This is a genomic window from Streptomyces sp. NPDC090022, assembly GCF_044748145.1.
Lineage (GTDB): Bacteria > Actinomycetota > Actinomycetes > Streptomycetales > Streptomycetaceae > Streptomyces.
In genome coordinates this window covers 751,323-768,660 of record NZ_JBIVFN010000001.1, presented here as the reverse complement: position 1 = coordinate 768,660, position 17,338 = coordinate 751,323, and the positions used below count along the sequence as shown (strand labels likewise).

Below are 17,338 nucleotides of genomic sequence, written 5' to 3'. Positions count from 1 at the left end.
CCGGGAGTCCGGTGCGGGGCAGGCTTCTTGACGGCTGGTCAGGGTGGCGGGATCCGGTGGGTGGCGGTGGCCCCACCACGGTTCGGGGGACAGCCCCATCGAGCGGGGACGGCCGCTCTCCTAACGTCTAGCTGCATGACACACGTACGGCGGGACAGGCAGCGCTCCCCTTCGGGAAGTCGCCGACCGGCACGGAGCGCGGCGGAACCGGCCGTGGCCGCGGCCGTGTTGGCGGCCGTGCCGGCGGGCGGATCGGCGACCGCGCCGACGGGCGGGTCGGCGGTCACCGCATCGGCCACCGCGGTGACGGCGGCGGCCGCATCGCCGACGGACGGTCCCGGCGGCCCCGGCCGCCCGGGCACCGCCCTCGCCCCCGCCCTCCCCCTCCCCCGCACCCGCACCCGCACCCGCACCCGCACCCGCACCGACGTACCTGGCGCCCTGCGCGCCGGAACCGGCTTCCGCGCCACCGACCACCATCCCGCGAACCAGCACGAGGAGACCCCGTGACCCCCCTGCGCCCTGCCGCCCGCCGCTCCGCCGCCGTGGGCCTCGCCCTCGCCGCCTGCGTGACCGCGACCCCCGCCCTCGCCGCGCCCGCGGCGCCCCCGGGCCCGGACGCCGCCCCCGCCGGCACCCCCGGCCTCGAGCGCTACTACCAGCAGCGCCTCGCCTGGGGCAGTTGCGTGCAGGGCCCTGACGACACCAAGGGCCGCGACCTCGACAAGGCCGGCGTCCAGTGCGCGGGCGTGACCGTCCCGCTCGACTACGCCGACCCCCGGGGCCGAACGATCACCGTCGCCGTCTCCCGGCTGCGGGCCACCGACACCCGCCACCGCATCGGCGCGATCCTGCAGAACAACGGCGGACCGGGCGGCGGCGCCGTCGAGTCGCCGCCCGAGACCCGCGCGGCGATGAAGGACGTCGGCGCGCGGTACGACATCGTCGGCTTCGACCCGCGCTTCGTCGGCCGCAGCACCCCGCTGGACTGCGGCTGGCCGGTGGGCACGGCCTGGTTCTCGGCCGGCGCCGACCGGGCGGGCTTCGACCGCCAGATCGCCCTCCAGAAGGGGCTGGCCGACAAGTGCCGCGCCGCCGACGCCTCGGTGCTCCCGCACGTCAGCACCCGCAACACGGCCCGGGACATGGACGTGATCCGTGGCGCGCTCGGCGAGCGGAAGATCTCGTACCTGGGCTACTCGTACGGCACGTACCTGGGCACGGTCTACACCCAGATGTTCCCCGGCCGCTACGACCGCGTGGTGTTCGACGGGGCGCTCGCGCCGGGCGACTACGGCCCCCGGATGCTGACCGGCGTCCTGCGCGAGAACGAGCGGGCGCTCGCCGGCTGGGCCGCCTGGGCGGCGCAGCGCCACGACACCTACCGGCTCGGCCGTACCCGCGCCGAGGTGCTGGCCGCCGTGGACCTGACCGTCGCGGCGGCCGCACGCGGCCCGCTCACCCTCGGCACCGCCCCCGACGTCTTCGAGGTCGACGACAGCCAGGTGCCCACCCTGCTGTTCATGGGCCTCGCCGACGACACCGACGCGGCGCGGGCGGCGCTCGGCGAGCAGGTGTCCGTACTGTCCCGGGCGGCGCGGGGCGAACCGACGAGGCTGTCGCCGGAGTTCGCCGGGCTGCTCCGGTACGGGCTGCGCGGCGAGAACGCGGCCTCGGGCGGCGTGCAGGCCGCGATCATGTGCGGGGACGTGGCCGCGCCGCGCGATCCTGAGGTCTACTGGCGCGACATCGAGCGCGTCCGCGCCGCGCACCCGCTCTTCGGCCCGATGACCCACAACATCAACCCCTGCGCGTTCTGGGACCGGCCGCGCGAGGAGCCCACGCGCGTACGGCGCGACACCCCGGCGCTGATCGTCGCCGCCACCGGCGACCCGCGCACCACGTACCGCAGCAGCGTCGACCTGCACCGGCAGTTGCCGAGCTCGCGGCTGATCACGCTGGAGGGCGCCAACCGGCACGCGATCTACGGCCTGTACGGCAACGCGTGCGTGGACGAGCAGGTCAACCGGTACCTGGCGACCGGCACGCTGCCGAAGCGGGACCGGACCTGCGCCCAGCAGACGGCGGACTAGAGACCCGCGGCCGCGCGCGGGCGGGGGTCAGCGGCCGGCGCGGTGCTCGTAGACCGTGAGGGACAGGGCCTTCACCGCCGCCTGGGCGCGGTGCTTGTCCAGGGCCTCGTCGATGGCCTCCAGGGCGGCCGCCGCCGAGACGCGCACGGCGAGGGGCAGGCCGTCGTACGCGGAGACCCGGTAGGCGAGCGTGCGGCGGGCCGCCCGCTCCTCGTCGCTCACGCCGTCCGCGGTGAGCGGGAAGACGGCGGCCTGGTAGGTCGCGATGCTCACGAGGACCGCGTCGGCGATGCCCTCCGCGTACCCGTCGACGCGTACGGGATCGGGCTGGAGGTACGCCTTCACCTGGCGCCGGGCGAGGAACGAGCCCGCGCCCGCGCCCAGGCCTGCGGCCGCCGCGGCGATCAGGGCCGTGGTCCGGCCGCCCACGAGCAGGCCCGCGCAGGCCCCGCCCACGACCCCGCAGGTCACCAGGACGAAGCTGATCATCAGGTGGATACGGGTGGCTACCGGCGGCTTCATACCCAGCAGTATGCACAGCCTCGCCACCGGGCCCCGTCCGGCCCAGCGGGTGCGGGGTGCGTCCGGATGGGGGAAGCTGGGCGAGGCTGCACTGTACGGCGACGACGGACGGCGCGAGGAGGTCCCGTGGACGCTTCAGGAGAGGGCAGGACCGCTCCCCCGGCCCGTACGCGGCGTACGAGGCTGCGGACGGCCGTCCTGGTGTGCGCGGCCGCCGCGCTCGCGGGCGGCACGGTGTCCGCCTCCGCCACCACGGCTCCGGCGCAGGATCCCGCCCCCGACCCCGTCGTGCTCGTCGACTGCTTCTCGGAGGCGCAGGTACGGCCCGACGAGTACCTGCTGGCCTGCGGCGACGGCAACAACCGGCTCGTCCGGCTGGACTGGGACACCTGGGGGCCGAAGACGGCGACGGCCACCGGCACGGACCTGGTGAACGACTGCCGCCCCTACTGCGCGGCCGGCCGCTTCCACGCGTACCCGGTCACGGTGACCCTGGCCAACCCGAAGCCGTGGGCCGAGCATCCGGACGTGCAGCGGTTCACCACCATCCGCCTGCTGTACACCGACACGGCTCCGCACCCGGTCCCCGAGGACGTCACGTACAAGCTCCTCGGCTGACCGCTACCCGGGGGCGGTCCGGGCACGGTAGTGGCTGGGCGGGGTGCCGAACTGCCGGGTGAAGGCGTGGGAGAAGGCGTACGGGGTGCCGTACCCGACGCGGCGGGCGATGGTGGCCAGGGGGGCCTCGGTGTCGCGGAGCTGGGCGGCCGCGAGGTTCAGCCGCCACCAGGTCAGGTAGGCCATCGGCGGGCGGCCGACGAGGGCGGTGAAGCGGCGGGCCAGGGTCGGGCGGGAGACGCCGGCCTCCCGGGCCAGGCGGTCGTTGGTCCAGGGGGCCGCGGGGTCGGAGTGCAGGGCGCGGAGCGCCTCGGCCGTCACCGGGTCGCTGAGCGCCGCCGGCCAGCTGCCCGTCCTGGCCTCGGCCATCCAGGAACGGATCATGTAGACGAGGAGCAGGTCGAGCAGGCTGGACACCGCCACGCAGGAGCCGGGCCGCCGTGCGCCCGGCCCGCCGCCCGGCTCACCGCCCAACTCGCCGCCCAGCAGGCCGATGGCGGAGCGGAGTTCGCCGTGGCTGCCGACCCGGTTCGGCAGGTGGACGACGGGCGGCAGCTCGCGCATGAGGGGGTGGGCCCGGCTGTGGTCGAGCCGGTACTTGCCGCACAGCATCTCCACCGCCGCCGCGCCGGGATCCGCGGGCAGGGCGGAGGCGCCCGCCCACCCGTCCCGCCACGCCTCGAAGGGCACCGCCCGCGCCACGGCGGCCGCGTCGGCGGGGCCGTCCGCGATGACATGGCCGGTGCCGTGCGGCAGGAGCACCGCGTCGCCCGGGCCGAGGGTGACCGGCTCGCCGCCGTCGGGCAACAGCCGGCAGCCGCCCTCCAGTACGACGTGGAAGCCCGCCCCCTCGTAGGCGCCGAACCGCACGCACCAGCCGCTCCCGCCCGCCCCCGCCCCCGCCCGCACCGGTACCCGTACCCGTACCCGCTCCGAGGAGGGACGTCCGGTGCGTACGGCCGAGATCGCGTCGCTCACCACATCCATGCGGGCCAGGCTATCCCCGCGGCGGCCTCGGCAGCCTCGATGGTGAGCCGCACACGTATGGGGATGACCCACAGGAGCATGGAGATGCTCACCCGTGGTTCCTAGGGTCGGTGCCATGGAGAACACGAGCGAGCAGAGCAACATCGTGCTGGGGGACGTCGAGATCGTCCGGGTCGTGGAATGGCGGGGCGCGTTCGCGCCGGCGGCGGAGCTGGTTCCGGGGGTGGGGGCCGAGGTGTGGCGGGAGAACGCCCGCTGGCTGTCACCGGAGCACGTGGACGCGGCGAGCGGCGCGGCGGTGATGGCACTGCAGTCCTGGGTGCTGCGCAGCGGCGGGCGTACCGTCCTGGTGGACACGGCGGTGGGCAACGGGCGTGAGCGGCCCGGCTCGCCGGCCTTCCACCAGTGGCAGGGCGACTACCTCGGCGCGCTGGCCCGGGCGGGCGTCCGGCCGCAGGACGTCGACGTGGTCGTCAACACCCACCTGCACGCCGACCACGTCGGCTGGAACACCCGCAACGCGCAGGACTCAGGCGGTGACTGGGAGCCGACCTTCCCCAACGCCACGTATCTGATCCCGGCGGCCGACGACTTCCACTTCGGCCCGCGGGGCGCGTACGGCGGCGGCCGGAGCGTGGACGACCGGCTGGTCTACGAGGACAGCGTCGCGCCCGTCCACCGGGCGGGGCAGGCCGTGCTGTGGGAGGGGTCCCACCGCATCGACGAGCACCTCACGCTGGAGCCGGCGCCGGGGCACACGCCCGGCTCGTGTGTGCTGCGGCTGGCGTCCGGGGGCGACCGGGCGGTGTTCGTGGGCGACCTCCTGCACAGCCCGGTCCAGATCGTCGAGCCCTCCTGCAACAGCTGCTTCTGCCTGGACGCGCGGCAGGCGGCCGTGAGCCGCCGCCGGATCCTGGGGCGGGCCGCCGACCTGGGCGAGCTGGTCGTACCCGCCCACTTCGGCGGGGCGGGGGCCGTGGAGGTGCGGCGGGCGGGGACGGGCGACAGGTTCCGCCTCGGGCGGTGGGCCGCGTACGGGCGGTAGGCGACGGACCGTACGCACCGCGCCGCGCCGCATGGCGAGCCCCGGGCGACAGCGGAATACGCCCCTCCTTCAAGCGCCTTCCCCGCCAAAGAGGACATCGGTGCCCGGAGCATCTCGGCCAATCGTTGCGATGTGCGCCCGCGCGCCCCCGCAGTGACGTTCCATCATCCCGTCCCCGGGGCAGCCGGGTGGGTGCTGATGGTTCGTCACCGAAGGAGAGCACGCAATGACGAAGGTCCTCGTTCTGCACAGCGTCAGCCTGGTGCGGTCCGCGCTGGCTGCCCTGCTGAGATCCGAAGGGCCCTTCGAGGTCACGTCGGCCGGCTGGCGGTCCGCGGCGCGCCAGGCGGAGTCCTTATGCCCGGACGTGGCCGTGGTCGACCTGGACTGTCCACGGGCGGCCGCCGCCCTGGCGGGGGACGGACGAGGCGACCGCCAGGTGCTGTCGTCGCCCACGCCGGTGCTGGTGCTGGCCTCGACGGGGACGCCGGGTCCGCTGCGCCGGGCGTTCCAGGCCGAGGCCCTCGGCTACGTCGACAAGGACGGCTCGCCCGGGCGGCTCGTACGGGCCGTACGGAAGGTCGCGGAGGGGCAGCGCTTCATCGACGCGTCGCTGGCCTCCGCCTTCATGGAGGCCGAGCCGGTGCCGCTCAGTCCGCGTGAGCTCAGCGTCCTGGCGCGGGCGGCCGAGGGCGACTCGATCTCCGAGATCGCGCACGCGCTGCACCTGGCCACGGGCACGGTGCGCAACTACATGGCCGCCGTCACGCGGAAGACCGGCGCCCGCAACCGCGTCGACGCGATCCGCATCTCGCGGCGGGCGGGCTGGGTCTGACCGTCCCGTCACGTCCCGTCACGTCCCGTCACGTCCCGTCCCGTCCTGGACAGTGGTCCGGTCACGTCCGACCGGGTCAGGTGTCCAGGCCGTGGTTCCACATCCCGACCAGCTCCCGGTACAGCGGCGATCTGGCCGGGAGCTCCGCGTGCGTCCCGCACACCGCCCGGGTCCCGTCCAGGACGAGGACCCGGTCGGCGCGGGCCGCCGAGGAGATCCGGTGGGCCACCACGACGAGCGTGCCGGGGCGGGCGGCGAGCGCCCGTTCGGCGCGTTCCTCGGTCCGCGGGTCCAGGTGGCAGGTCGCCTCGTCGAGCAGGAGCAGCGGGGCGGGCGAGAGGTAGGCGGCGGCGAGGGCGAGCTGCTGGCTCTCGCCCCGGGAGAGCCGGCCGGGGTCGAGTACGGCGTCCAGCCCGCCCAGGCGGTCCACGAGCCCGTCCAGCCCGAGGGCGGCCACGGCCCGCTCCACGTGCGCCGGCCCGGCGTCCGCCGGATCGGGGCACAGGTGGGTGAGGTTCTCGCGTACGGTGCCGGTGAAGACGTAGGCCTGCTGCGGCAGCAGGGTACGCCGCAGGTCGGGCCGCCCGGTCGCACCGCACGCCCGCCGGGCCGCCGCGCCGGCGACGAGGACCGTCCCCCGGTCGGGCGTCAGCAGCCCGGCGAGCAGGGCGGCGAGGGTCGACTTGCCGATCCCACTGGGCCCGACCACCGCAAGGTGCTCCCCCGCCCGCACCACCAGGTCGAGCCGGTCGAACACGGGCGCGGCACACGGCCCATACGCGTAGCCAACAGCACGCAACTCCAGGGCAGGCACCCCAGCACCGCCCGCCCCGCCCCCGCCGGACGCAACAGACGCCGGCACCACAGCCCCCGGCGCTAGGGGGGCCGACGCCCCGGCGCCCGGCGCTACGGCGGCCGACTGCACGGCGGTCGGCGCCGCGGGAGCCGGTGCACGGACCGGGGGCTGGGGTGGGAGGGCGGGGGCGGGAGCGGGTGGGGTGCAGAAGCGGTCCAGGACGACCAGCAGCCGGGTTCCGGCCGTACCCAGCGCCGCCATCAGGGCGTTGAGGGCCGGCAGGAGTGACTGGGCCAGGTAGGTGAGCGCGCCCGCCAGGGCGCCGGCGGTGACCCCCCGCCCGAGCAGCCACGGCGTCGCCGCCAGGAGCGCGACCACGGGCAGCTGGCCCGCCGTGCCCAGGGCCAGGGTCCGCAGGGCCGCCCACCGGGACAGCCGCCGGGTCAGCCGTTCCTGCGCGGCGATCAGGGGCTCCACGCCCGCCGCCGCCTGCGCCGCGCCACCACAGGCGACGATGTCCCGCAGGCCCGCCCCCAGGGCCCCGACCCCGGCCGACAGCGCCTCGTCGGTGTCGAGGCAGCCGCGCTGGACGGCCGCCATGGGGCGCAGTGTCGCCACGAAGGCCGCCAGGCCCAGCAGCAGCGGGGGCAGGACGACGACCAGCAGCAACGGGGCGAGGGCGGCCATGCCGGCCAGCGCGCCGAGCGCCGTGAAGACGAACGAACGCCCCGTCAGCACCAGGCCGGCGAACGAGTCCCGGGCCATCTCCGTCTGCCGCGACAGCCGGGAGACCACGCCCGCGTCGGCGGCCTTCGCCGGGTCGGCGACGGCGCGGTCCAGGGCCTGCCGCACGGCTCGGCGCACGAGTCCGTCACGCAGGGGCTCGACGAGGTCGGCGAGTCCGGCGAACACGCCGCGCAGCGCGAGCGCGCCGGCCAGCGCCCCGGCGCCGGCCACGGCGAGCCAGCCGAGTCCGGTCGCGGTACGGCCGGCCAGGAACCCGTCGTCGAGCGCGCGGGCCACGGCATAGCCGCCGAGGAAGGTGTGCGCGGCCTCCAGCAACGACCAGGCCGCGAGCCGACGCAGGGCGCCGGTATGGCCACGCAGGAACCGCCGGCCCTCGGGAGCCACCCGCTGCCAGGCCCCGTACTCGCTCACCGGGCCACCTCCTGCCCCCGGTGCGACGCCGGCTCCGGATCCCGTCCCGGCTCCGGCCACGACCCCGACCCCGACCCCGGCTCCGGCGACGCCTCGGCGGTGACGGCGAACACGGCCCGGTAGTGCGGGTCCCGCCATAGTCCGGCGTGCGTACCGGTGGCCCGCACGCGCCCGTCCTCCAGCCAGACGACCAGGTCGGCGCGGGCGGCCGTGGACAGCCGGTGCGCGACGACCAGGCGGGTGCCGGGCCGGACCTCGCGGGCCAGGGCCCGCTCGACCTCGCGTGCGGTGACGGTGTCGAGGCTGGAGGTGGCGTCGTCGAGCACGAGCAGCCGGCCGGCGCCGAAGAAGGCCCGGGCCAGACCCAGGCGTTGGACTTCGCCCCCGGACATGGGCGCGTCCGCGACGGCGGTGTCGTAGCCGTACGGCAGGCGCCGTACGAAGGGCTCGGCACCCGCCGCCCGGGCGGCCGCCCGCACCCGGGCGGCCGCCCGCACCCGTGCGGGCCCGTCACCCCCCGGGCCGGCGCCGCCGCCCGGGGCGGCCCCGGGGCCCGGGGCCAAAGCCGCGCCCCCGCCCCCGCCGACCCCGCCCGTGCCGAACGTGATCGTGTCGGCGATGGTCCGTCCCAGCAGTGCCGGGCGGTCGAAGGCGTGGCCGACCTCTCGGCGCAGGGCCTCGGCGGTCAGGTCGCGCAGCGGTACGCCGTCCAGCAGCACCTCACCGGCGTCGGGGTCGGTCAGGCGGCCCGCGACGGCGGCGAGCAAGGTCTTGCCGGAGCCCGAACGGCCCACCACGGCAGCCGTGGTGCCGCCGGGGATCCGCAGGCTGACGTCGCGCAGGACCGCCGTCCCGCCGCGCACCACGCGGACGTCGCGCAGCTCCAGGGTGCCGGGACCGCCGGCCGGCGGCTCCGACCGCCCGTACTCCAGCGCGGGCAGCGTGAACAGCGTCGCGGTGCGCCGGGCGGCCGTCCTGCCGCGTACGACGGCCGCCAGCCGGCCGGTCACCGCGCCGACCCCGGCCGCGAGCGCGGCGTAGCGGACGGCGGCCAGGAGGTCGCCGACGCCGAGCGCCCCGGCCGCCAGCCGGACGCCGCCCACGGCCAGGACCGCGTACAGCAGCAGCGGCATGAGCGCGGTGGAGCGGGCCATCGTCGCGCCGTAGACCTGCCACATCCGGCGCCCCTCGGCGTGGAGCTCGGGCAACTGGGCCAGGATCCTGGCCCGTTCGCGGTCGACGGTGCCGGCGGCCGCGATGGTCCGCGCCCCGGCGAGCGCCTCGACGAGCCGGCCGGCGGTGGCGAGCTGGAGCTGCTGGTAACGGCCCACGCTCGCCGAGGAGTCGCGGGCGAACACGCGTAACAGCAGCGCCAGGAACGGGAGTCCGGCGAGGAAGGCGAGCGCTGTCCAGACGTCGATGACGACGAGGGCCACGAGCGCCCCGAGCGGCGGCAGCAGCGCGGCGGCTCCGGCCGCGACGGCCGACGGGACCGTGCCGGCCTCCGCGGCGTGCGCGGTGAGCCGTGCGGCGAGGTCTCCGGGCGCGTGGCGGGCCGCGTGGTGCGGGGCCGTGCCCAGCAGCCTGGCGAGTCCGAGCCGGCGCAGCCACGCGGTGCTGCGGGCGTCGACCGAGCCGGTCAGCCGCAGGGCGGCGGCCTCCAGCAGGACCTGGGCGACGATCAGCGCGGCGCACAGCACGGTCCACCGGGTAGCCGCCGGGTCGCGGGACAGCAGCAGGTCGAGGGTGTGGCCGAGTACGGCCGGTTCCGCGAGCGCGGTGACGGCGGCCGCCAGCGAGCAGCCGAGCACCGCGGCGGTTCGGCCGCCGCTGTGCCGGGCGGCCGACAGCAACGCCCGGTCGGCGCACCGGCGTTCCTCCGCGTGCGCGTCGTCCGGCGCGGCGCCGGGCACCGACCCGGACGGGGGCGGGGAGGGCGGGGTCATCCGCGTTCGCCTCCAGGGATCGGGTACGGGTCCGGGCCCGGACGGCGAACCGTCCGGGCCCGGAGGGGACCTTGTCAGTTACAGGTCGTGATGCTCAGGCTGCTGTCCCCGCAGAGGAGCAGGCTGGCGCGGCTGCCGCCGCCACCGCCGGTCAGCGCGGCGTCGGTGGTCTCGTCCTTCGGGGTCTCCATCGACTGCAGGTCAAGGAGCGTCATGTCTGATTCCTCTTCTCTGTGAGTGTTCCGATGGGTCACGGTCCCGTGGTGCGGGACCGGTTCAGGGGCGCGCCGCGGCGGACCGCGGCGGCGGGAGGAACGGCAGGTGCGCGTGCCCGCCCGGCGCCGCGGCGCCGAGGGCGAGGAGGGCGCCGGCCGTGCCGGTGGCGAGGTCCATGGACAGCCTCATCATCTGCTCGCCGGGGAAGGCCAGATGTCCCTGGTACGGCACCGCGTGGCGGGCCAGGGCGTCGATCTGGCGCGTGATGTCGTCGGGCCGGGTGCCGGGTCCGGGCGTCGTGGTGCGGGCCAGGTGGAGGATCATCCCGGCGGCACCGCGGAACAGGCCGGGCTGCGCGTAGAAGGTCGCCTGGGCCGCCCGTACGATCCCGCGGCGGGCCTCTTCGAAGCGTTCGTCGCCGCCGTGTTCCAGCCAGTCGTCGATGACCATGCCGATGCCGGCGCTGCCCTCGCCGAGGTACGGCATGGTGCGCCAGCCCTCGTTGACCTGGAGGGTGCCGAACGCGCTGGTCACACAGTGGTCGAGGTCGCGGTGCAGGGCGTGCGCGGCGTGCCGGAGCAGTTCCCCGTCGCCGGTGCGCTCGTACAGCCGCAGGAAGAGCAGGGCGGGGCCGGAGTTGCCGTGCAGCAGCCCGGCGCGGGCGGTCCGCGGCCCGGAACGGACGGCCAGTTCGGCACAGCGCAGCGCCGCGGCGTGCAGCTCGCCCTCGCCGGTGGCCGTGCCGAGCGCGTCCAGGGCGAGGCCGACGCCGGCGAGCCCGCCGTACAGGTCGGGGCCGAGCTCCTGCCAGGGCTGGCCCAGCAGTTGGCCGGCGAGACCGAGCGCGCGGTCGCGGTGACCGAGCCGGTCCAGGAGCCAGGCGGTGCCGGCAAGGCCGTCGTAGAAGCCGAGCGGGGTACCGGAAGCCGGTTCCTTGGTCTGGGCCAGCAGCCATTCCTCGGCCTCGGGCCAGGGGTCGAAACCGGTCTCGGCGAGGGCGAGGAGGACACCGGCGGCTCCGTTGGCGAGACAGGTGCCGCCGCCCGCCGTCGCGAACTGGGCGATGTCGCCGGGGAAGAGCCGGTCCTCACGGTCCGGGGTGGCGGCGGCGCGCAGCGCGGAGGCCATCGACGTACGGGCGGCGGGCCAGTCCCCCGGCGCCACCGGCAGGTACGGCCGTCCGGACCCGGACGCCGTCCTGAACCGGGACCCGGACCGGGCAGGCCCGGCCTCCGCAGGGCTGTCCTCCGCAGGGCTGTCCTCCGTACCGGCGAGGATCTCCTCGACGGCTTCGTCGAGGAAGTCCCTCGGTACGGGGAACTGCTCGGCGGCGACGGCGGCCAGGTGCGCGGCCTTGGCCCGGTCCATGGCGAACAGGCTGGTCAGCGGCAGGAACAGGGCCAGGCGCAGGCAGGCCAGGGCGTAGCGGTCGACGGAGAAACCACGCCGGTCGGGCGGGGCGACGAACGCCGGGTTGGCCACGGTCTGGCGCAGTCCCTCGTCCACGTGCGCGGCGGCCTCGAAGTCCAGCAGCGCGACGGAGGGTTCACCGAAGCCGGCCGCACGACCGTCGCGACCGCCGCGACTGTCCCGGCCGTCGCGGGCGCCGCCGCCCTCGCCGTCGTCCTCCGCGACCATGATGTTGAAGAGGTGGAGGTCGTTGAAGACGACCCCGCGGGCGTGGACGGCGTCGACGGCGTCGGTCACCTTCCGGTGCACCGCGAGGGCCCACTCGGTGTAGGCGGCCAGTTCCGCGGGACCGGGGTCGGCCTCGATGAGCGGGTGGCGGCGGGCGAAGTAGGTGTTGAGCGGCTTGCCCTCGAGATACTGCATCGCCAGGAAGTGGTGGTCTCCGACCGTGAAGGAGCCGCGCAGCGCCGGGACGCAGTCGAGCCCCGCGAGCCGTTCCAGTGCGGTCCGCTCGCGGTGGAGGCGGGCCACGGCGTCGGCCCCGTCGGCGGCGAGGCCGGCGTACGGGCGGGCCTCCTTGAGGACGACCCGCTCGCCGGTACGGCTGTCCCTGGCGGCGTACACACCGCCGCCGTTGGAGAAGTGCAGTGCCTGCTCCACCGTGTACGGCACGTCGGTGAGGTTCACGGCCGCGCGGGCGGCGAGGTGCGGCGTGAGGAACGCGGGCGGCTCGACCCAGTCGGGCAGCCGGAAGACCGGGCCGCGCGGGTCCGGGACCAGGCGGCCGTCCGGGGTCTCGACGGCCGGTACCAGCTCGCCGTGCTCGTCGTAGCAGTGCCGCAGGGTGAAGCTGCCGTAGCGGACGTGGACGGGGCCGGCGCCCCAGCGCAGGTCGCTGAGGATGTACGGGCCCGCCTGGCCCGCGAGCAGGGCGTCGAGGTCCTCGCAGATCCGGCGGCACTGCTCCGGGTCGGCCGGGTAGACGGTGAGGAACTTCCCGCTCGCCGCCCGGTCGGCGTACTTGGCGTTGCGCAGGTGCAGCAGGTAGCGGCTCGGTACGAACTTGAAGGCGATCCGCCGGTCGACGCAGTAGGCGTACACGGCGGCGAGCACCTGCTCGGCGTTGTCGAGGCCGGCCGACACGTGGATCTTCCAGCCCTGGGCGGGCAGTTCGACGGCCTGCGGGCGCAGGGCGAGCCAGTCCCCGCTGCGGTGGGAGCGCCATCCGGACGGGACCGGTGCGAGCGCCTGCGGGTAGCTCTTCTCGGCCCGCCGGTACGGCGCGTCGTAGAACCAGCGGTCGGCGTCGCAGTAGGCGGCGTACCCCTTGTTCACACCTGCTCCCTCGTTCGGCGGCAGGTCCGACGGTGTCACGCCCGGCGGGCCGGACGACAGTCACCCCTGTCACCGATGCGGTGTGCAGTACGCACGAGTCACTTGGCGGGCCGTGCACGGGGCGCCCGGCGCCGTCCGGCGGCACGACCGGTCTCGTCCCGCTCCCCTCTGGCGGACCCCGGGAGGGCTCGGGCACCATCTCCTTGCTCCACCTGCACACCCACGCGCAACCACCCACGCACGCGCACCCGTACCCGTGTCCCCATGCACGGTCACGGCCACCCGCAGGAGGAATTCCCCGTGAAGATCCGCCCGTTCCTCACCGTGCTCGCCCTCGTCCTCGGCGCGCTCTTCGCCCCCGGTGCCGGCGTGCTCGCCGGCGCCACCGAAGCGCACGCGGCCACCAAGATCTCGCACGCCACCGCGACCTCGATGTTCCGCGCCGCCGGGATCACCTGGTCCTCGTCGGGCGGCTGCTCCGCCCGGAACAACCCCACGTGCACGTCGTTCGAGCAGCTGAACCGGGCCACGGCACAGGGCGCCCAGACCCTCAGGAGCGCCAGCGGGTGCGCACTGAACATCACCGGCGGCACGGAGACGGGCCACGCCGGCGGCACGTACTCGCACTGGAACGGCTACAAGCTGGACTTCAGCAAGTACGCGTGCCTGGGCTCCTACATCAAGAACACCTTCACGTACATCGGCGTGCGCGGTGACGGCGCCCCCCAGTGGCGCTCCGGCGCCGGCAACGTCTACGCCGACGAGGGCAACCACTGGGACGTGATCTTCTACAACTGCGGCGGCTGCTGACAGCCGGGCGCGTCAGCGGAGCCCAGGGCGTCAGCGGAGCCGGGGGCGTCAGCGCAGCTTCGCGCCGTACACGTGGTCGACCGCCATCGTCATCAGGACCCGGCGGTCGGCCACCATCACGGCGCGGTACTCGTCCCAGTCCGGGTGTTCCCCGGCGGCGAGCCGGTAGTAGCGCACCAGCGCCTCGACCTCCGGGCCGTGGGGGTCCGTGCCCGGGCCGGTCAGGGTCACGGTGCCCTCGGCGGTGGCCCAGGCCCAGCCCTCGGGGCTGGTGACCTCCAGTGCAGCCCGCGGGTCCCGGCGCAGGTTGGCCGTTTTGGCCCGGCCCTCGGTCATCGACACGTGGAGGAGGCCGGTCTTCTCGTCGTAGAAGGGCATGACGGGGGACAGCTGGGGACGGCCGTCCGACTTGATCGTGGCGAGGACACCGAGCCGGGCCCGCGCCAGCAGCGTACGCGGGTCGAACGGGGCGTCGGCATCGGTAACGGCATCGGCATCGGTATCGGTCATGTCTGATGTCAACCGCTCGTCGGCCGACGGCTATTCCCCCGGTCGTCCGCAGGCCGGCGTGGTGTCCCCCGCTCGTCGACGGGTGGACCGCCCGGGGGACACGGCCCGGGCCTGCGGGCCGTGTCCCCCGGGCGCCCCTACCGTGTGCGTATGGCCCACGACGAGACCCCCGCGGCCGGGTCCGCCGGATCCCCCGGCGGTGTCGGCCGCGTCGGCGGCGGCATCGGTGACGAGGACCTCGAGCGCGATCCCCGGTTCGCCGCCGCGCGGCTCAAGGAACGCCTCTACGCCTCCATCACCATGATCTCGGTGGTGGTCGGGCTCGCCGGCGCCACGCACACCGACGCCCCCGCGGCCGCCGCGACGGTGCTGACCGCTGCGGTCGGCCTGTGGCTGGCCGCGCTCGTCGCCGACCAGCAGGCCCACCGGGTCGTGCACGGCCGTCTGGCGACCGGCCGCGATCTGCGCGCGATGCTGCTGGTCAGCGGCCCGCTGCTGCTGTCCGCCGTGGGTCCCCTGATCCTGATCGCCGTGGCGGCACTCGACGTGATGGACCTGGACACCGCGCTGCTCACCGCGGCCGGGGTGAACGTCGCCACCCTGTTCGGATGGGGCTGGTACGGCGGCATCCGGATGGGCGCCGGCACCTTCCTCGGCCTGCTGGCCGGTGCCCTCGACGCGATCATCGGAACCGCCGTCGCCCTGGTCAAGAGCGCCGCCGGCCACTGACCGCGGTGCGCCGGGGCCGGGAACCGGCCGGCGGACACCCGCGGGACGGGCACGTTCAGAGGGCCCGGCCGTAGCGGACCGCCGCGCTCCAGATGCGTTCGAGGCGTACATAGGTACCCGGGCGCGGGGCGTGCCAGATCCGGTCGTGTCCGGCGTAGATGCCGACATGGCCCACGGTCCCGCCGCGGGGGAAGAAGACCAGGTCACCGGGTACGCGATCGGCCTCGGGAATGTGCCGGGTGTGCTCGTACTGCTGGGCGGCGGTGCGCGGGAGGCGTCGGCCCGCCTTCTTGAAGGCGTAGAGGGTCAGGCCCGAGCAGTCGAAGCGCTTGGGGCCGGTCGCGCCGTACTGGTACGGCGAGCCCTGTTTGGAGGCCGCCACCTCGACGGCCTTGGCGCCGTAGGGGGCGGATGCGTGGGCTGGTGTGGTGGGCCCGGCCAGCATGCCGGCGGTCAGGAGCGGCAGGAGGAGAAACGTCAATGCTCCGGGGGAGCGTCGCACAGGCTGACGGCCCGTGAGGGCCTCTCGGAAGTCCGTCGTGAAGCAGGGCATCGTGCTACCTCCGCAATCGGTTGCAGGCAACTGTCAGATCGCTGGGGAGATCCTGATTCTCGGGGCACGCCTCTCGGCTCTCATTGGCCGCCCAGTTTTCTCCGCCGCCATGCAGCCGTCACCAACGGACACGGGGCACTTTGTCACGATTTTGCATCAAGTCGGGTCTTTCCGTTTCAGATGATTTCCACCTTTCCGTTCCTTTCTCGCGTCGAGAAACCGCCTCGGTGCGCCCGCCGGAACCGGGCCGTCTGTCGTGCCGACCGAAGCCCTGCGCCACCATGGAAGGACCGACCCGTGGCCCCCGGTCCGCGGTCCGCGGCCCCCACAGTGGTCGAGGCGGTGAGGTGCCCATGCCCACCCAGCCGGAACAACAGCCGCCCGAGTCCGCCCCGGACGGCGGCGGCCGGTACGGCGAGGCGGCGTTCCGGCCGCAGCAGGCCGGCGAGGACGCACGCATCGACCTGGGCGCCCTCGCGTACGACGAGATCACTCTGGCCCGCCTGACGCGGCTGGGCGCCGGCCCGGGCTGGCGCTGCCTGGACCTGGGCGCGGGCACCGGTACCGTCGCGCGACAGCTCCTGCGCCGGGCCCGTGTGGCCTCCGTCCTGGCCGTCGACCGCGACACGCGCTTCCTCACCTCCCGCCCGCTGCCCGGCCTCACGGCAGTGGAGGCCGACATCACCGACCCGGACTTCGACCCCGGCCGGTTCGCCCTGGTGCACGCCCGGTTCGTGCTCATGCACCTGCGGCCGCGGCTCGAGGTGGCCAAGCTGGCCTCGCTCGTGGCGCCCGGCGGGGTCCTGGTCCTCGGCGACGCCGTCGACCTGACCACGGCGTCGGCCCCGGTCACCCCGTACACCAGGGCGATGCGCGCGATGTGGCAGGCGCTGCGGGACACGATCGGCACCGACGTCTCCTGGGTACCGCAGTACCCGCAGCTGCTGCGCGCGGCCGGGCTGCGCTCCGTGGCGGCCGAGATCCACGTTCCGCCGCTGCTGCCGGGCAGTCCCATCAGCCGGTTCTGGGCGGAGACCTGGGACCGGGTACGGGCGGCGATGGTGGCCACGGAGCTGGTCGACGACGCCGCGATCGACGAGGCGATCCGCTACCTCGACTCGCCCGACTGCGCCGGACTCTCGCCGGGCCTGATCACCGCGTGGGGCCGGCAGCCGGAAGCCGTCGCCGCGTGACCCCCGGCCCGCGACCGGGCACCGTCGAAGCGCCGTCGAAACGCCATCGGGCTTCGTCGGGCATCATCGGAGCTGCTTGCGGCGGCGGGGCCGGCACGGGCCGGCGACGTCCCCGGCGACGGTGACGGCCGCGGTGAGCACGCGGTCGAGCGGGCGCTGCTGGCGGCGTGTCCGCCGCGCGGTGCGCGTGTGGCCGCCGTACTGGAGGCCGTACGCCTCGGCGGCGAAGTGGCACTGGCCGAGCGGCAGCTGACGGCCCGTGGCCTGCTCGGCCCGTTGCGGCGGCGTCCTACTCGGCGCGGCCGGCGGTGCCTGGAGGCGGCCCGGCGGTCCGGCGCGCTTCCCGCGTACGTGTTCGACGGACCCGGCGCCGTCACCGACCGGATGTTCCGCCGGGTCGTCCTCCGTGCGTCACTGCCATCCGGGCTGGGCGGGGCCCTCCGGCGGACTGGCAAGGCGCTCGACGACGAGGACGGCGGGAAGGGCGGTACCAGCGACCACGGCGGGCGGGACGGGGACGGGGGGTTCTCGGCCGGCGGGGGCGCAGGGAGTGGCGGGGACTGACCGGGGTACGCCGCCGGG

17 protein-coding genes are annotated in these 17,338 nt (G+C 75.4%); 9 read left to right on the top strand and 8 right to left on the bottom strand.

From position 1 onward, the window contains the following. The first annotated feature begins 213 nt into the window (after nucleotides 1-213). Together ACIPXB_RS03445 and ACIPXB_RS03440 are read left to right on the top strand one after the other, a co-directional pair. Complete coding sequence (locus tag ACIPXB_RS03445; protein ID WP_401443919.1) at nucleotides 214-510, top strand: hypothetical protein; 297 nt, start codon at nucleotides 214-216, stop codon at nucleotides 508-510. After that, on the top strand, nucleotides 507-2,093 hold the full coding sequence (locus tag ACIPXB_RS03440) for an alpha/beta hydrolase (RefSeq protein WP_401443917.1): 1,587 nt from the start codon (nucleotides 507-509) through the stop codon (nucleotides 2,091-2,093). The genes ACIPXB_RS03445 and ACIPXB_RS03440 overlap by 4 nt, the downstream gene beginning before the upstream one ends. Before the next feature lie 27 nt (nucleotides 2,094-2,120). On the opposite strand, the gene ACIPXB_RS03435 is transcribed toward ACIPXB_RS03440, so the two are convergent. Then, entirely contained in the window at nucleotides 2,121-2,615 is a 495-nt protein-coding gene (locus ACIPXB_RS03435; RefSeq protein ID WP_401443914.1) for a hypothetical protein, read from the bottom strand. Between the two features lie 126 nt (nucleotides 2,616-2,741). Here ACIPXB_RS03435 and ACIPXB_RS03430 point away from each other — a divergent pair, with 126 nt between their 5' ends. After that, nucleotides 2,742-3,233 (top strand): hypothetical protein, encoded by a 492-nt coding sequence (locus tag ACIPXB_RS03430; RefSeq protein WP_401443912.1) that lies wholly within the window; start codon nucleotides 2,742-2,744, stop codon nucleotides 3,231-3,233. A 3-nt stretch (nucleotides 3,234-3,236) separates the two neighbouring features. Here ACIPXB_RS03430 and ACIPXB_RS03425 read toward each other — a convergent pair whose 3' ends face one another. Next, complete coding sequence (locus ACIPXB_RS03425) at nucleotides 3,237-4,220, bottom strand: AraC family transcriptional regulator (RefSeq protein ID WP_401443909.1); 984 nt, start codon at nucleotides 4,218-4,220, stop codon at nucleotides 3,237-3,239. A gap of 115 nt (nucleotides 4,221-4,335) precedes the next feature. Between ACIPXB_RS03425 and ACIPXB_RS03420 the strand changes: the two genes are divergently transcribed. Continuing rightward, on the top strand, nucleotides 4,336-5,265 hold the full coding sequence (locus tag ACIPXB_RS03420; RefSeq protein ID WP_401443906.1) for an MBL fold metallo-hydrolase: 930 nt from the start codon (nucleotides 4,336-4,338) through the stop codon (nucleotides 5,263-5,265). Between the two features lie 226 nt (nucleotides 5,266-5,491). Next, the gene (locus ACIPXB_RS03415) at nucleotides 5,492-6,100 is read left to right on the top strand and encodes a response regulator transcription factor (protein WP_401443904.1); all 609 of its coding nucleotides are present in this window, start codon (nucleotides 5,492-5,494) and stop codon (nucleotides 6,098-6,100) included. Between the two features lie 76 nt (nucleotides 6,101-6,176). Here the strand turns inward: ACIPXB_RS03415 and ACIPXB_RS03410 are convergent, their stop codons facing one another. The 4 genes from ACIPXB_RS03410 to lanKC all read right to left on the bottom strand — a co-directional run bounded on the left by ACIPXB_RS03410 (nucleotide 6,177) and on the right by lanKC (nucleotide 12,961). Then, nucleotides 6,177-8,054: an ATP-binding cassette domain-containing protein gene (locus ACIPXB_RS03410; RefSeq protein ID WP_401443902.1), complete on the bottom strand. Its 1,878-nt coding sequence runs from the start codon at nucleotides 8,052-8,054 to the stop codon at nucleotides 6,177-6,179. Beyond that, nucleotides 8,051-10,000 (bottom strand): ABC transporter ATP-binding protein, encoded by a 1,950-nt coding sequence (locus ACIPXB_RS03405; protein WP_401443899.1) that lies wholly within the window; start codon nucleotides 9,998-10,000, stop codon nucleotides 8,051-8,053. Before ACIPXB_RS03405 ends, ACIPXB_RS03410 begins: the two co-directional genes overlap by 4 nt. 74 nt (nucleotides 10,001-10,074) lie before the next feature. Next, nucleotides 10,075-10,215, bottom strand: a complete 141-nt coding sequence (locus tag ACIPXB_RS03400) for a SapB/AmfS family lanthipeptide (RefSeq protein ID WP_401443897.1) — start codon at nucleotides 10,213-10,215, stop codon at nucleotides 10,075-10,077. Between the two features lie 61 nt (nucleotides 10,216-10,276). Then, nucleotides 10,277-12,961, bottom strand: a complete 2,685-nt coding sequence (gene lanKC / locus ACIPXB_RS03395) for a class III lanthionine synthetase LanKC (protein ID WP_401443895.1) — start codon at nucleotides 12,959-12,961, stop codon at nucleotides 10,277-10,279. Between the two features lie 264 nt (nucleotides 12,962-13,225). On the opposite strand from lanKC, the gene ACIPXB_RS03390 reads away from it, so the two are divergent. Next, nucleotides 13,226-13,771 carry a hypothetical protein gene (locus ACIPXB_RS03390; protein ID WP_401443892.1) on the top strand — a complete coding sequence of 182 codons (546 nt, stop codon included), beginning with the start codon at nucleotides 13,226-13,228 and terminating at the stop codon, nucleotides 13,769-13,771. Nucleotides 13,772-13,819: 48 nt separating this feature from the next. Here ACIPXB_RS03390 and ACIPXB_RS03385 read toward each other — a convergent pair whose 3' ends face one another. Then, nucleotides 13,820-14,281 (bottom strand): PPOX class F420-dependent oxidoreductase, encoded by a 462-nt coding sequence (locus ACIPXB_RS03385; protein ID WP_401443890.1) that lies wholly within the window; start codon nucleotides 14,279-14,281, stop codon nucleotides 13,820-13,822. Between the two features lie 150 nt (nucleotides 14,282-14,431). On the opposite strand from ACIPXB_RS03385, the gene ACIPXB_RS03380 reads away from it, so the two are divergent. Continuing rightward, nucleotides 14,432-15,010 (top strand): hypothetical protein, encoded by a 579-nt coding sequence (locus ACIPXB_RS03380; RefSeq protein ID WP_401443889.1) that lies wholly within the window; start codon nucleotides 14,432-14,434, stop codon nucleotides 15,008-15,010. A 55-nt stretch (nucleotides 15,011-15,065) separates the two neighbouring features. On the opposite strand, the gene ACIPXB_RS03375 is transcribed toward ACIPXB_RS03380, so the two are convergent. After that, nucleotides 15,066-15,455, bottom strand: coding sequence for a C40 family peptidase (locus ACIPXB_RS03375; RefSeq protein WP_401444417.1), 390 nt, complete (start codon nucleotides 15,453-15,455; stop codon nucleotides 15,066-15,068). A 461-nt stretch (nucleotides 15,456-15,916) separates the two neighbouring features. Between ACIPXB_RS03375 and ACIPXB_RS03370 the strand changes: the two genes are divergently transcribed. Both ACIPXB_RS03370 and ACIPXB_RS03365 read left to right on the top strand, forming a co-directional pair. After that, nucleotides 15,917-16,756, top strand: a complete 840-nt coding sequence (locus ACIPXB_RS03370) for a class I SAM-dependent methyltransferase (RefSeq protein ID WP_401443887.1) — start codon at nucleotides 15,917-15,919, stop codon at nucleotides 16,754-16,756. 189 nt (nucleotides 16,757-16,945) lie between these two features. Continuing rightward, a complete protein-coding gene (locus ACIPXB_RS03365) occupies nucleotides 16,946-17,320 on the top strand; it encodes a hypothetical protein (protein WP_401443885.1) in 375 nt (124 codons plus the stop codon). Nucleotides 17,321-17,338: the final 18 nt, after the last annotated feature.